Source organism: Aciditerrimonas ferrireducens, from assembly GCF_023130475.1.
In the GTDB taxonomy this organism is placed as follows: domain Bacteria; phylum Actinomycetota; class Acidimicrobiia; order Acidimicrobiales; family UBA8190; genus Aciditerrimonas; species Aciditerrimonas ferrireducens.
In genome coordinates, this window is sequence record NZ_JAKHEX010000014.1 from 57,412 (window position 1) to 71,044 (window position 13,633).

General features: G+C 72.7%; 12 protein-coding genes and 1 tRNA gene. 6 read left to right on the forward strand and 7 right to left on the reverse strand.

Going from position 1 to position 13,633, the window contains the following annotated elements; genetic code table 11:
- Positions 1–2 precede the first annotated feature (2 nt).
- Positions 3–1,544 carry an ammonium transporter gene (locus tag Acit_RS08950; RefSeq protein ID WP_248108253.1) on the reverse strand — a complete coding sequence of 514 codons (1,542 nt, stop codon included), beginning with the start codon at positions 1,542–1,544 and terminating at the stop codon, positions 3–5.
- 181 nt (positions 1,545–1,725) lie between these two features.
- Here Acit_RS08950 and Acit_RS08955 point away from each other — a divergent pair, with 181 nt between their 5' ends.
- Positions 1,726–2,145 carry a cyclic nucleotide-binding domain-containing protein gene (locus Acit_RS08955; RefSeq protein ID WP_248108229.1) on the forward strand — a complete coding sequence of 140 codons (420 nt, stop codon included), beginning with the start codon at positions 1,726–1,728 and terminating at the stop codon, positions 2,143–2,145.
- A 51-nt stretch (positions 2,146–2,196) separates the two neighbouring features.
- On the opposite strand, the gene Acit_RS08960 is transcribed toward Acit_RS08955, so the two are convergent.
- A complete protein-coding gene (locus Acit_RS08960) occupies positions 2,197–4,416 on the reverse strand; it encodes a (Fe-S)-binding protein (protein ID WP_248108231.1) in 2,220 nt (739 codons plus the stop codon).
- Positions 4,417–4,629: 213 nt separating this feature from the next.
- Here Acit_RS08960 and Acit_RS08965 point away from each other — a divergent pair.
- Together Acit_RS08965 and Acit_RS08970 are read left to right on the forward strand one after the other, a co-directional pair.
- Positions 4,630–4,700: transfer RNA gene (locus Acit_RS08965), tRNA-Gly, on the forward strand.
- 94 nt (positions 4,701–4,794) lie between these two features.
- Positions 4,795–6,213 (forward strand): aldehyde dehydrogenase family protein, encoded by a 1,419-nt coding sequence (locus tag Acit_RS08970; RefSeq protein WP_248108233.1) that lies wholly within the window; start codon positions 4,795–4,797, stop codon positions 6,211–6,213.
- Here Acit_RS08970 and Acit_RS08975 read toward each other — a convergent pair.
- Entirely contained in the window at positions 6,194–7,720 is a 1,527-nt protein-coding gene (locus Acit_RS08975; RefSeq protein ID WP_248108235.1) for a GGDEF domain-containing protein, read from the reverse strand. The two genes, Acit_RS08970 and Acit_RS08975, sit on opposite strands and share 20 nt — an antisense overlap.
- Positions 7,721–7,883: 163 nt before the next feature.
- Here Acit_RS08975 and Acit_RS08980 point away from each other — a divergent pair, with 163 nt between their 5' ends.
- Entirely contained in the window at positions 7,884–8,681 is a 798-nt protein-coding gene (locus tag Acit_RS08980) for an endonuclease/exonuclease/phosphatase family protein (RefSeq protein WP_248108237.1), read from the forward strand.
- A 43-nt stretch (positions 8,682–8,724) separates the two neighbouring features.
- Here the strand turns inward: Acit_RS08980 and Acit_RS08985 are convergent, their stop codons facing one another.
- From Acit_RS08985 to rpe, 4 genes are all read right to left on the reverse strand, one after another.
- Positions 8,725–9,321 carry a TMEM165/GDT1 family protein gene (locus Acit_RS08985; RefSeq protein ID WP_248108239.1) on the reverse strand — a complete coding sequence of 199 codons (597 nt, stop codon included), beginning with the start codon at positions 9,319–9,321 and terminating at the stop codon, positions 8,725–8,727.
- Positions 9,322–9,387: 66 nt separating this feature from the next.
- Complete coding sequence (locus tag Acit_RS08990; protein ID WP_248108241.1) at positions 9,388–10,425, reverse strand: class I fructose-bisphosphate aldolase; 1,038 nt, start codon at positions 10,423–10,425, stop codon at positions 9,388–9,390.
- Positions 10,422–11,453 carry a phosphoribulokinase gene (locus Acit_RS08995; protein WP_248108243.1) on the reverse strand — a complete coding sequence of 344 codons (1,032 nt, stop codon included), beginning with the start codon at positions 11,451–11,453 and terminating at the stop codon, positions 10,422–10,424. Before Acit_RS08995 ends, Acit_RS08990 begins: the two co-directional genes overlap by 4 nt.
- 35 nt (positions 11,454–11,488) lie before the next feature.
- Complete coding sequence (gene rpe / locus Acit_RS09000) at positions 11,489–12,208, reverse strand: ribulose-phosphate 3-epimerase (protein WP_248108245.1); 720 nt, start codon at positions 12,206–12,208, stop codon at positions 11,489–11,491.
- 132 nt (positions 12,209–12,340) lie between these two features.
- On the opposite strand from rpe, the gene Acit_RS09005 reads away from it, so the two are divergent.
- Together Acit_RS09005 and Acit_RS09010 are read left to right on the forward strand one after the other, a co-directional pair.
- Complete coding sequence (locus tag Acit_RS09005) at positions 12,341–13,000, forward strand: response regulator (RefSeq protein WP_248108247.1); 660 nt, start codon at positions 12,341–12,343, stop codon at positions 12,998–13,000.
- On the forward strand, positions 12,997–13,633 hold a 637-nt coding region (locus Acit_RS09010), incomplete at its 3' end, for a GAF domain-containing protein (protein ID WP_248108249.1). The genes Acit_RS09005 and Acit_RS09010, both read left to right, overlap by 4 nt.

The window sequence follows — 13,633 nt, forward strand, 5'->3', positions numbered from 1 at the left end:
CCCTAGCCAGCGTCCTCGCCCCCGGGGTCCTCGAGGGCGACGGCTTGGGGCGAGACCTCCCCGACGGCCAGCCCGGCCAGGGAGAAGGCCCCGACCCGGCCGGCGTAGCGGTCCACGGGGAAGGCCTCCTCGTCGTGGACCGCCACGTCACCCACCTCGAGCTCCTCGGGGTCGTAGCGCAGGCCCCTGGCCAGGAACTTGACCAGGTGCATGATGAGGAAGGTCATGACCGCCGACCAGAGGATGACGAAGAGGGCGGCCCGGAACTGCTCCCATTCGAGGTGCCAGGAGCCGGTGTAGAACAAGCCCCGGGCCACGACCGGTGCGCAGCTGGCGGTGGTCGCGTTGTAGGCCGCACGGCTCCCGGAGCAGCCGTACTCGACCATGCCGGGGTTCGCCAGCAGCCCGAGCAGCAGCCCACCGAGGAGCCCGGCGATGCCGTGGGTGTAGACGACCCCGAGGGCGTCGTCGACCTTCGAGAAGGGTCGGACCCGAGGCAGGTAGTTCCAGGCGAACCAGACCACGCCGGAGCAGGCCACCCCGACGACGATGGCCCCGACCCCGTCGACCCAGCCGGCGCAGGGCGTGATGCCCACCAGGCCGCAGATCATGCCGTTGACCGCGCCGAGGAAGGTGGGCTTCTTCGCCCGGGAGAGCCCGGCGTCCATGGCCACCCAGGTCAGCAGGGCCACAGCGGTGGCGATGTTCGTGTTGAGGACCGCCGCAGCGGCGTTCGCCCCGGCGTAGTAGGGGTCGCCGCCGTTGAACCCGTTCCAGCCGAGCCATAGGATGCCGGCCCCGACGGCCACCATGACGAGGTTGTTCGGCAGGGCGTGGTCCCGGTCGCGCTTGAGCCGGGGACCGAGCACCCAGGCGGCCACGAAGCCCGAGACACCGGCCGACATGTGGATGACGAAGCCGCCCGAGTAGTCGAGGGCGCCTTGCTGGGCGAAGTAGCCCCCACCCCAGATGAGGAAGGCGTCGACGCAGTAGACGACCGTGATCCAGAGGGGGACGAGCAGGCACCAGGCCTTGAACTTCAAGCGGCTGAGGATCGAGCCCATGAACAACAGGGGGGTGATGGCGGCGAAGACCAGCTGGAAGAGGGCCAAGGTGGCCGTGGGGAAGTGGTAGGGGATGACGGTGTTGGCCCCGGAGACGGCCTGGTTCTCCTCGGCGAAGTGGCTGAGGATGGGGTGGGGCATCCCGACGAAGTCGTCGAAGAAACGGGTCCAGAAGCTGTAGTGGGACGAGGTGTAACGCTGGACGGCCAGGGAGCCGCTGGTGACCACACCGTTGCCGATGGCGTGGCCGAAGGCCATGTCGTAGCCCCAGAGGACCCAGACCACGAGGACCAGCGCGAAGCCGGTGAAGGTCATGAGCAGGACGTTCACGGACCACTTCCGCTGGACGAGCGAAGCGAAGAGGACGGCGAGGCCGGGCAGGCTCATGAGGCCGACCAGGGTGGCGGCCACGAGCTGCCAGGTGTTGTCTGCCGGGTTCAGCCAACTCGGGTAGGGGATCTGGTGGGCCGCAGCGAGCATCACGGCAGGCCGACTCCTCCGCTCGACGGGCCCGCCTGGCGCCGGCCATCGCCGACCGGGGGCTCCGATTGGTCGGACCGCAGTGTCCCAGGACCGTGTTTCCCCCGTGTCACCGGCCGGTTACGGCTGTGTGAACGGGGCGCCGCCGCACCGAGCGGAGGACTGCTAGCCTGCGGGCGCCATGGCCTCGACTGCCGACCTGGACCTTCGCCGGCACTGGCTCTTCGAGGGGCTGTCTGCGAAGGAGGAGCGGGCCCTCCGGCGGGTGGGTTCCCTCCGGGAGCTCCCGGCTCGCGCGGTGCTCTACGAGGAGGGGGGTCCCGGAGACGAGATGGCGCTCGTCCTGGAAGGCACGGCAGCGATCCGGCGGAACGGACGGCTGCTCGCCCGGGTCGGTCCCGGGGACACCGTCGGCGAGCTGGCCGTGCTCGACGGGGAACCCCGCTCGGCGTCGGTCGTGGCCCTGACCGACCTCCGCCTCTTGACCTTTCCCCGCCGGGCGGTCCGCGACCTCCTGGACCAGGAGCCCGGCCTGGCCGGCAAGCTGCTCACCGCGTTGGCCCGACGCCTGCGGGACGCTGACCGCCGGGCCTACGGCTGAACCGACGCTCCGTTCGTCTGGGGTCGTCCCAGGCCCTGATCGGACGGGACCTTACGCCTCGGTCGGGTCGGCCCCTGCGGGTTCGGTCGACGCCGCCGTTCCAGCGTGCGGGCCGTGGCCGTTGCTCGAGGCTCCCTGGTGGGCCAGGGACGCCTCCACCACCTGGGAGAGGTCCATGACCGCCACGTCGTCGGCCCGCTGGCGGGCCTTCACCGCGTCGTCGAGCATGATGAGGCAGAACGGGCAGGCAGTCGAGACCACGCTGGCCCCGGTCCCAAGGGCCTCGTCGGTCCGTTCCAGGTTAACCCGCTTCCCGAGGGCCTCCTCCATCCACATCCGGGCCCCACCGGCCCCGCAGCAGAAGCTCCGCTCCCGGCAGCGGTGCATCTCGACCTGCTCGAGCCCCTCGATGGCGTCGAGCACGTTCCGGGGCTCGGCGAAGACCCGGTTGTGGCGACCGAGGTAGCAAGGGTCGTGGTAGGTGAGGGAGGTCTCCAGGGCCCCGGGGGCCAGCCGCCCGGTCGCCACGAGGTGGCCGAGGAGCTGGGAGTGGTGGATCACCTCGAAGTCGCCGCCCAGGTCGGGGTACTCCCGGCCCAGGGAGTTGAAGCAGTGGGGGCACGAGGCCACGACCTTCTTGGCCCCGACCTCGTTCAGGGTCTCGATGTTCGCCCGGCCCATCTCCTGGTAGAGGAACTCGTTGCCCAGCCGCCGGGCGGGGTCGCCGGTGCAGGACTCCCGGGGCCCGAGGATGGCGAAGCGGACCCCGGCCCGGTGCAGGAGCCGGGCGGTCGCTTGAGTGGCCTTCCGGGCCCGTTCGTCGAGGGCCCCCGCGCAGCCGACCCAGTAGAGGTACTCGACGTCCTCGGGCACCTTGTCGGTGACCACCGGCACCTCGAACTCCAGCCCCTCGGTCCACTCCAGGCGCTTCGACGCGCCCAGGCCCCAGGGGTCGCCCTGGTTCTCGATGTTCCGGAGCATGAGTCCCGCCTCCTTGGGGAAGCGGGACTCCATGAGGACCTCGTAGCGGCGCATCTCGACGATGGTGTCGACGTGCTCGATGTCCACCGGGCACTGCTCCACGCAGGCCCCGCAGGTCAGGCAGGACCACAGGACGTCAGGGTCGATGGTCTCGGGCACCAGCGTCGGGGCCTCGGCCTTCGCCGCGGCCCGGGCCTGGGCCAGTTCCTCCTCGTCCAGCCGTCGGGCGGCGAGCAGGCCACCCCGCCGCCGGCCAGCCCCGTCGGCCTCGGCCGTTCCCTGGGCCACGACCCCGGCCCCGACCAGCCGCGACCCCGAGGCGAGGAGGTTGTCCCGCAGGCCCATGACGAGGAGCTTCGGGGAGAGCGGCTTCCCCGTGTTCCAGGCCGGGCAGGCCTCCTGGCAGCGGCCGCACTCGGTGCAGCTGAACAGGTCCAGCAGCTGCTTCCAGCTGAGGTCCTCCACATGGCCTGCCCCGAAGACCGTGTCCTCGTCGAGGTTCTCCACGTCCATATCGGGCGTGCTGTAGAGGGGGCCGAGGGCCCGGGGCCGGCGGGAGAAGAGGACGTTGAGGGGGGCGGCGAAGATGTGGAGGTGCTTCGAGTAGGTCACGAAGACCAAGAAGGCCATGATGACGGCCACGTTGAGGATGACGAAGACCGTTTCGAGGTCGGAGTTCACCCCGGTGCCGAGCGGCTTGAGAGCAAGGCCGATGGCGTGGGAGGCAAAGGGCGCCCAGGAGTGGCCGTAGGGGAAGTCCCGGCCGACGTTGGTCTGGGCCCCCCGGTAGAGCAGCAAGGTGATGATGACCCCGGCGATGAAGGCCAGGGTGACCCAGGCAGCGTCGAGGTGGGAGCCGTAGAAGCGGGACGAGCGGTCCCGGCGCTTCGGGGCGTTGCGGACCCGGATGACGGCGAACGCCGCGATCGAGACCAGCACGGCGACGGCGAAGAAGTCCTCCAGGAAACCGAGCGCCCGCCCGCGGCCGATGAAGGGGATGAAGAAGTCCCGCTGAAAGAGGTCCCCGTAGGCCTCGATGACGGTGAACAGCAGGAAGGTGAAGCCCCAGAAGGTGAAGGCGTGAGCCAGGCCCGGGCCGGCCTTCTTGAAGAGCTTCCGCTGGGCCCCGACCTCGACCACCTCGGCCTCGACCTGCTGGACCGGCCGCCGGAACCGCCGGCGGTCCTCCTTTCCCGACCGGACCAGCCGCGCCAGGTACCAGAGCCGCCGTCCGGCCACGGCCAGGCAGACGATGGTGACGGCACCCCCCAGTGCGATCCTGATCGGCAATGGTCCTCCTGCCACGGCTCGGGTGCGGCGACCTCGGGGCCTGCCGCCTCGGTCGAGGGGACAGTTTCGCGCGTTCCGCACCCCCCGCCAGTTGAGCCACCCCCGACGGACGCTCAACGTGTCCTGAGGGCCCCACTCCGTGCAATCCGGCGGTGCCGGGGACTGGGGGCCCAGCCGGCCGGGGCCAGGCGGTGCGCTAGCATCCGCTCACACGCGGGCGTAGTTCAGAGGCAGAACATCAGCTTCCCAAGCTGAGAACGCGGGTTCGATTCCCGTCGCCCGCTCGGGACCACCCCGGGTCGTCGCCGTCGTCCGCCCACTAGGGTCGAGCCCACGGGCCGCCCGGAGGGGCTGGTCGGGGTCGAGGAGGCACGGGGGATGCAGGAGCAGGACCGGATCTACGTCGGTGGCCAGTGGGTGCCGAGCCAGGGCACGGGGCGCATCCCGGTGGTCGAGGCCGCCACCGAGGAGGTGATCGGGACGGTCCCCGAGGGGACGCCCGGCGACGTGGAGGCTGCGGTGGCGGCGGCCGCCGAAGCGTTCCCGGGGTGGGCGTCCACCCCGCCCGAGGAGCGGGCCGCGGCGTGCACCCGCATCGCCAAGGGTCTGGAGGCCCGCAAGGACGAGCTGGCGACCCTGATCAGCCGAGAGGTCGGCATGGTCCGCTTCCTGAGCGAGCTGGTCCAGGTCGGCCTGCCGATCCACTCCTTCGGGGCGGTGGCCGGGGTGGTCGAGCGCTTCGCCTGGGAGGAGCAGGTCGGGAACTCGCTGGTGGTCCGGGAACCGATCGGGGTGGTGGGCTGCATCACCCCGTGGAACTACCCCCTGCACCAGATCGCGGCGAAGGTGGCCTTCGCCCTGGGGGCCGGCTGCACCGTGGTCCTCAAGCCCTCGGAGGTGGCCCCGCTCAACGCCTACGTGCTCGCCGAGGTCGTGGACGATGCGGGCCTGCCAGCTGGGGTGTTCAACATGGTGAGCGGCACGGGGCCGGTGGTCGGCGAGGCCTTGGCTTCCCACCCCCTGGTCGACATGGTCTCCTTCACCGGTTCGACCCGGGCGGGCAAGCGGGTCGGGGAGCTGTGCATGCAGCGGGTGGCGAGGGTGGCGCTCGAGCTCGGCGGCAAGAGCGCCAACGTGCTGCTGCCCGACGCCGACTTCGCCCGGGCGGTGCCCGACGGGGTGGGCAAGGCCTTCTTGAACTCCGGCCAGACCTGTTCGGCCCTCACCCGCATGCTGGTCCCCCGGGACCGTCTGGCGGAGGTGGAGGAGCTTGCCGCCCGGGCTGCCGAGGCCCTGACCGTCGGGGACCCCCTGGCGGAGGGCTCCCGGCTCGGCCCCCTGGCCTCGGCGGCCCAGTGGGAGCGGGTCCAGGGCTACATCCGGTCGGGCATCGAGGAGGGGGCCAAGCTGGTGACGGGCGGACCGGGACGGCCCGAGGGCCTCGACCGGGGCTTCTACGCGCGACCGACCGTCTTCTCTGAGGTGGCCCCGGGCATGCGGATCGCCCAGGAGGAGATCTTCGGCCCGGTTCTCGCCATCCTGCCCTACGACGACGAGGACCAGGCCTTGGAGATCGCCAACGGCACGATCTACGGCCTCGCCGGCGGGGTGTGGGCGGGGAGCGAGGAACGGGCCCTGGCCTTCGCCCGGCGCCTGCGGACCGGGCAGGTCGAGGTGAACGGTGGGGCCTTCAACCCCGACGCCCCCTTCGGCGGCTACAAGCAGTCCGGCATCGGCCGCGAGTACGGCCGTTTCGGGCTCGAGGAGTTCCTGGAGGTCAAGAGCATCCAGCGGTGAGCGACCCGTCCCCGGGGGCCGGCAGCCATCGGGGCGAGACGCCCTGGCGGTGCTGGCGCTTGCGGCGGTACATGGCGACGTCGGCCCGGTGAAGGAGGGCCCCGGGGCTGTCGCCGGGCTGGGACTCGGCGACCCCGAAGCTGGCCGAGAGGACCAGAGCCCGGTCCCCGAGGCGGAAGGGTTCGGCGAGGCACCGGCGCACGCAGGCCGCGAGCTCGGCGGCCCGTTCCCGGCTGGACCCTGGGAGGAGGATGGCCAGCTCGTCGCCGCCCAGCCGGGCTGCGAGGGCCCCGTCGGGGAGACAGCTCCTGACCCGGCTGGCCAGGCAACGGAGGAGCTGGTCCCCGGCCAGGTGCCCGAGGGTGTCGTTGACCTCCTTGAAGCCGTCGAGGTCGACGACGGCCAGCGCTGCCCCCTCGCCGCGGGCGAGGACCTCGGCGAGCGCGTCGGCGAGGGCCCGGCGGTTGGCCAGGCCGGTCAGGGGATCGTGGAAGGCGTCGAAACGCTCCCGGGCCCGGAGCCGGGCGTTGTCCACCACGACGGCGCCCTCGAGGGCCAGCCGCTCGAGGACCTCCCGGTCGCTCCGGCGCCACCCCCGGCGGGGGCGGCGATCCCCGCAGAGCACCAGCCCGAGGGGCCCGTCGGCCGACAGCAGGGGGATGGCGGCCAGACAGCCCAGGCCGAGCAGCCGGGCGACCCCGGCCTCCCGGACCGTGCCGGGGACGCTCGTGTCCTCCACCAGGTCGGGCACCGGCCGTTCCCCGCCGACGGTCCGTCGCCAGACCGGGGAGTCGTCCGCCCGTGCGCCGAGCAGGGCCTGGCGAAGGCGGGCGGCCAGCGGGGCTTCGACCCCGTGGACCACGACCTCGCTGATCCGGTCGTTCTCGACGAGGTACCCGCAGCTGATGGGCAGGTCGAGGGCCGCGGCGGCCACCTTGGCCAGGGCTTCGGCAGCCTCCCGAGCCGAGGTGGCCCGAACCCCGAGCTCCAACAGGCCCGTCATGGCGGCGGCCACCTGGGCCTGGCTCAGCTCGTCCCGGGTCCGCCGGTCGTCGCTCCCCCGGAGGTGGAGCACGGTGGCCACCGTGGCCAGGGCGGCAGTGGCCTCCTCGTCCCACGCCAGGTCGGTGGGCCCGGCGACGGCCAGGGTCGACCGCTCGCCCACGGGGGCGCCGAACACCGTCCAGTGCCGCCCCGAGCGGAGCTCGAGCGCGCGTCGCCAGGGTTCAGGGCTGCCTGGCACCCAGCCGGCGTCGACCGCCGCCCGAAGCGTCCCGAGCGGGTCCCGGCTGTCCCGACCCAAGGCGTCTTCCACCGAGGCTGCCTCCTGAGCCGCCCAGGCCCGCACCACGGGACCCTCGGGCCCGTCCAGTACCACGAACAGGGCCACCTCCGCCCCAAGCAAGCCGAGCAGTCCTTGGCACGCCCGTTCGGGCGCGGCGCGGGGGGCCACCTGGGCCACGGCGGCCGTCAGGGCGGCCAGTTCGGGAAGAGACGGGGGAGCCATGGGTGGGGGGCAGTCGCCTGCAGCAGCGGAGCGTCCCGGCCGGCCCCGTGACGTCCTTCTGACCACCCTACTCATCGACGCGGACGCCCAAAGAGTTGACCGTGGGGACGGGGCGGACCCCCGGGGGTGACCGACGCTCGACCCGGCGGCTACGGTCCGGGTCGTGGCCCTGGTCGTCGGTGCCTGCAACCTCCACGGTGGCGTGGCCGTCGCCGGGGGCGAGGTCGATCTCCTCGGGGTACTCGAACGGCTGCGGGCCGACGTGGCCGTGCTCCCCGAGGCGTGGTGTCCCGCCGACTGGGCCAGCCCGCTGACGGGTCTTCCGGTGGCAGCGCGCGCCGACCTGGCCGTCGGTCACCACTGGTGGCAGCCCTTCGGTCGAGGCTGGCGCTGGACGGACCGCCGAGCCAGCCGGCGAGGCCGACGCCGACCGCCCGTTCTCCTTGACGGCCCGCCGGATCGACATCCGGCGGGCGGACCGGCGCCGGGCGGAGCCGAGCCGGGCACCGTGGGGCTCTTGGTGGTCAGCCGCTGGCCGGCCCGCCGGGTCGAGGCGGTCGACCTCGGCCGGCTGCCCAGGGACCGGGTCCAGCGATTCGCCCTGGTGGTGGAGCTCGAGACCCCGGCGGGGCCGGTGCCGGTGGTTGGCACGCACCTGGCCCACCTCTCCCAAGGATCGCCCTGGCAGTTCCGGCGGCTTGGGCGCCTGCTGGACGAGCAGCCCGACGGGGTGGTGCTGGCCGGAGACCTCAACCTCTTCGGGCCGCTCGTCGAACGGCTTCTCCCCGGCTACCGGCGGGGGGTGCGAGGCCGCACCTGGCCGGCCACCCGGCCGGTCGCCCAGCCCGACCATCTCCTGGTCCGCTGGCCCGGCCCCTGGGTGGTGCGGGCCGGTCGGGTCCTTGCTCCGGTCGGCTCGGACCATCGCCCTCTCCGGGCCGTGTTGGTGCCCCGGCCCTGAGGCCCGAGGTCAGGGCTCGGGAGGGCACCGAGCGAGGGGGTGCTCAGGCGAAGGCGGCCGCCACGCTCACCCCGGCGAGGGCCACCAGCGCGAGGGCGGTGACGGTGCGGAGCAGCCGTGCGGGGACCCGGCGGACGAGCCGGCTGCCGACGAGGACGGCCAGTCCGGCCACGAGCACCAGCGCGAGCCCCGCCCCGAGGCCGACGGCCAGGGGGTCACCGGTGCGGGCCGCCAGGTCGACGGCGAGGATCTGGGTGAGGTCGCCCCATTCGGCCAGGAAGACCACCCCGAAGGCGGCCGTCGCTGCCCGGGCCGCCGAGGACCAGGGCTCGGTCCCCTTCGCTTCCCCACGTGCTTCCGTTTCGGCGGCTTCCTTTCCGCCGCGCCAGACGAGGAGGGCACCGAGGAGGAAGAGGGCGGCGGTGCCGAGGTCTCGTGCCTCCGCCGGCAGCGCCCGGGCCACGGTCGCCCCGACGGTCACCGCCAGGGCGACCTGGGTGAGGAAAGCAGCTGCCGCCCCCACCCACACGGCCAGGGGGCGGCCCCGAGAGGCGAGCAGGACCGTGGCCACCATGGTCTTGTCCGGGAGTTCTCCCACGGCCACCAAGCCGAAGGCGGTGGCGGCAGCGCTTGGGTTCACGGCTCCTCCCCGGTGGCGGTCCGGCCCAGGGTAGCGGCCGGCCGCCGGCGGGCCAGGACCGCCGGGTCAGGTCGGGAGGAGCGCCTGCTGGTTGCGCTGGAGCGCCGCCAGGAGGGCTTCCTGCCCGGCGGCGACCTGCTCCGGACGGCCCGCCCAAGCCGCCAGGGCCTCGTCCTGGAGGGCCCGACCGAAGGAGAAGGTGATGGCCCAGGGGTGTGGACCGCGCCGGACGATGGCTGCCAGGTGCTCGCTGGCACGGCGAGGTGATTGGCCCCCCGAGAGGAAGGCCACGCCGGGCACGGCTGCCGGCACGCAGCGCCGGAGGCAGGCGACGGTGGCGTCGGCCACCTCCTCCACGCTGGCCGGAGGGCCGTCTCTGCCAGGGACCACCATGGCGGGTTTGAGCACTATGGCCTCCATCGCTACCCCCGCGTCCTGAAGCTCGTCGAACACGGTGTCGAGGACCATCTGGGACACCCGTGACGCGACGACCAGGTCGTGGTCCCCGTCCATGAGCACCTCGGGTTCGACGATGGGCACCAGCCCGACCTCTTGGCAGGTCGCGGCGTAGCGGGCCAATGCGTGGGCGTTCGCGGCCACGGCGCGTCCGCTCGGCCAGGTCGGCCCGACCCGGAGCACCGCCCGCCACTTGGCGAACCGCACCCCCGTCGCTGCGAACTCCTCGAGTCGACCGGCCAGGCCGTCGAGGCCTTCGGTGACCAGCTCCCCGGGGGCCAGGGCGAGGGGTGCGGTGCCGCGGTCCACCTTGACGCCAGGCAGGACGCCCCGCGCGGCCAGCGCTTCGGGGACGCTCCGACCGTCGGCCAAGCGCTGGTGGACGGTCTCCTCCTGGAGGATGACCCCGCTGGTCGCCTGCTCCAGGCCGGGGGCGTCGACCAGAAGGGCTCGGTAGGCCCTGCGCTGCTCCTCGCTCGGCTCGATGCCGACGGCGGCCAGCCGCTTCGAGATGGTCTTGGGCGTCTCGTCGATGGCGAGGATCCCCTTGCCGGCAGCGACCATCGCCCGGGCGGTGGCCACGAGCCCCTCGGCCGGTGCCCACTGGGGGGCCACCCCCGGGGCAGCGGCACCCAGCACGGTGGTCATCGGGCCACCGCCGACGCGACCGAGGGGGCACCAGCCGCCGGGGCGCTGGCGGGCGGCGAAGCCGGGGGTGCCGACTCGCCCGGGCCGTCGTGGGTCCGGCGAGCCAGGACGAGGTGGTAGAGGATGAGGAGCTGGACGATGGCGAGGGGCTCGCTGCGGACTCCCGCTTCCACCAGGCCGAGGGAGGGTGGCGGCTCCCGGTCCACCCCGAGGGCTCCCCAGATCGCCGCCTTCACTGCGGCGCTCTTCTCCGGGGAGGCGTAGGCGTGGACGTGGAGGGCGTCCACCGGCTTGCCGTCCAGGTCCCGAACCAGCTTCAGGTGGATGGCCTCCCGGGTGTCCTCGGTGAGCACCGCGGAGAGGTCCGGGTGCGGCGCGGTCGGGCGCAGCAGCACGGTCGTGCTCAGGCCCTCGGAGGCCGGCCGACCCTCGATCGGCGCGAAGCGGACCACGATGTCGGCGTACTGGCGCTGGGGGCGGATGAAGGTGGCGGCGTCGGACTCCCGGCGGGCCAGTTCGGCGAGGACCTCCTCCTCCCGATAGCCCCGGTCCCGGGTGTCCCGCCGGACCTTCCAGGCGCGTCGGAGCTCCTCGGGCGGGTCGAGGTAGACGGTGAGGTCGAAACAGGCGCGAGACAGCGGGCTGGCGAGGGGCAGGAGCCCCTCCACGATGACGTGCTCGGCCGGCACGAAGAGCTCGGGGCGGACCAAGGTGCCGCTCCGATGGTCGTAGACCGGCTTGAGAATCGACTCGCCCATGGCCAGCAGCTGCAGGTGCTGTTCCATGACCTCCATGTAGTTGCAGGCCGGGTGCAGTGGGGTGAAGGGCAGGCCCCGGCGCTCCTCCCGGTCGTAGCGGTGGTAGTCGTCGACGCACATCCAGGCCACCCGCTTAGACCCGATGGCCTCGGCCAATCCCCTCGTCAGGGTGGACTTGCCCGCAGCGCTGTCCCCTGCGATGGCCAGCATCACCGGCCGGTTCCCCGCTGGCCTGGTCAGCCGCCGGAGCAGTGCTTGTTTGTGTGGCACGGTTCCTCCTCCCAGCGTCTCGACGACTCGGTTCTTCAGCGGGGCCCGACCGCCTCGGCGGTCAGGCAGGCCGCTCGGGCGGCGTCGCGGATCTCGTCGACCGCCGCGACGACGCCCCCGGGGTGCCGGTAAAGGGCCGAGCCCACGACGACGGCCCGAGCCCCGGCCCGGACCACCGACCCGACGGTGTCACGGGCGATGCCACCGTCGACCTCGATCTGGACCGATTGCCCTGCCCGTTCGGCAAGCTCGAGCACCTGGCTGACCTTGGGCACCATCGAGGCCAGATGTCGCTGCCCCCCGAAGCCCGGGTTGACCGTCATGACGAGCACGAGATCCACGAGGTCGAGGACGTGCCGCAGGGCACTGACCGGTGTCGCAGGGTTGAGGGCCACACCCGCCTGCGCGCCCAGCTCGGCCACCGTCGCAAGCGTCCGATGGAGGTGCCGACAGGCCTCTGCGTGGACGACCACCCGCTGGCACCCGGCGTCCACGAAGCGGCTGAGGAGGTGGTCCGGCTCCTTGACCATGAGGTGGGCCTCGAAGGGCATCCGACAACGGTCCCGCAGGCTGGCCACCACGTCCGGCCCGAGGGTGATGTTCGGGACGAAGCGACCGTCCATGACGTCAAGGTGGAGGCGGTCCGCGCCAGCGGCCTCGAGGATCGCCACCTCGTCCGCGAGCCGACCGAGGTCCGCCCCGAGGATCGACGGGGCGATCTCCACGCCGAGAGCAGCCGCTGCCGGTGTCGGCATGGACTCGACGATACGAACCGAACTCGGAGGCGACCTCCCCCACCCGGGGGATCCCCAGGGGGAATCGGAAAGTCCCTGGCTGGTGGGTGCCGGCGGTCCGAGATCGCCGGTCCGCCCTCCTACAATCGGGCCGTGCCTGGCCAGCCCCTGCGGCTGCTCGTGGTCGACGACCACCCGATGGTGCTGGACGGCCTGGCTGCCATGCTGGCTCCCCACAAGGACCGGGTGCTCGTCGTGGCGAGCACCACCGACCCGGATCGCGCCGCCCAGCTCGTCCGGGACAGCGATCCGGACGTCGCCCTGGTGGACCTTCGCATGCGAACCACCACGGGTATCGATCTCTGCGAGGCGCTCCACCGGGTCGACGAGGACCTCAAGGTGGTGATCCTGACGGTTTACGACGACGAGCAGTACCTGTTCCGGGCCTTGCAGGCCGGTGCGGCCGGCTACCTCGGCAAGCAGGTCCGGGCCGAGGAGCTCTGCGAGGCCCTGGAGCGGGTGGCGGCCGGTGAGACGGTGGTGGACCCTGGTCTCGCCGGCCGGGTCGCCCGATCAGCGGCCCGGCTGGAGCGGGGCGAGTACTGGCCCGGCGCTCACCTGGGCCTAACCCAGCGGGAGAGCGAGGTGCTCGGCTTGCTGGTCGGCGGCCATTCGAACCGAGCCATCGCCGAACGCCTGACGTTGGGCGAAGAGACCGTGAAGACCCACGTTCGCGGCATCCTGCGCAAGCTGGGGGTGACGGATCGTACCCAGGCGGTGGCCTTCGCCATCCGAGAAGGGATCTTTCGATGAGCGCCGCCGACGACCAGGAGCGCCGACGCCCACCGCCGGCCTGGGACGAGTTGCTGCGCCGCATCGTGGAGCTGAGCACCGTGGAACGGGACCTCCGGACCGCGCTGCGCCGGGTCGCCGAGCTGGTCGTGGCTGCCACCGGGGCCGACTGCTGCTTCGTGCACGTCGTGGACCACGAGCACCGGGAACTGGTCCTGATGGGTGCGACCCCCGAGGAGTTCGACCGCCTGGCTGGCAGCATCCGGCTCTCCCTCGGCGAGGGGGTCTCGGGCTGGGTGGCCGCCCAGGCCCGGAGCACCCTGGTCCCCGACAAGTGGTCCGACCCCCGATACCGCTACATCCCTGCCCTGCGGGGCGAGGACTTCTCTTCGCTAGCCTCCGTCCCACTGCTCCGTCCCCCCCGGCGGGTCGTCGGTGTCCTCAACATCCATGCCCGCCGGGTCGGGCACTTCCAGGAAGAGGATCTCCGTCGCCTCGAGGAGGTCGCCGGCCTGCTGGCCGGCATCGTCGAGAACGCCGTCCTCTACGACCAGCTCCAGCGTCGGGAGGCCGAACTGGAGCAGTTCGTCGCGAAGACGGTCGAGCTCCAGGAGCTCGAGCGCCGACGGATCGCCGCCGACCTGCACGACGGGG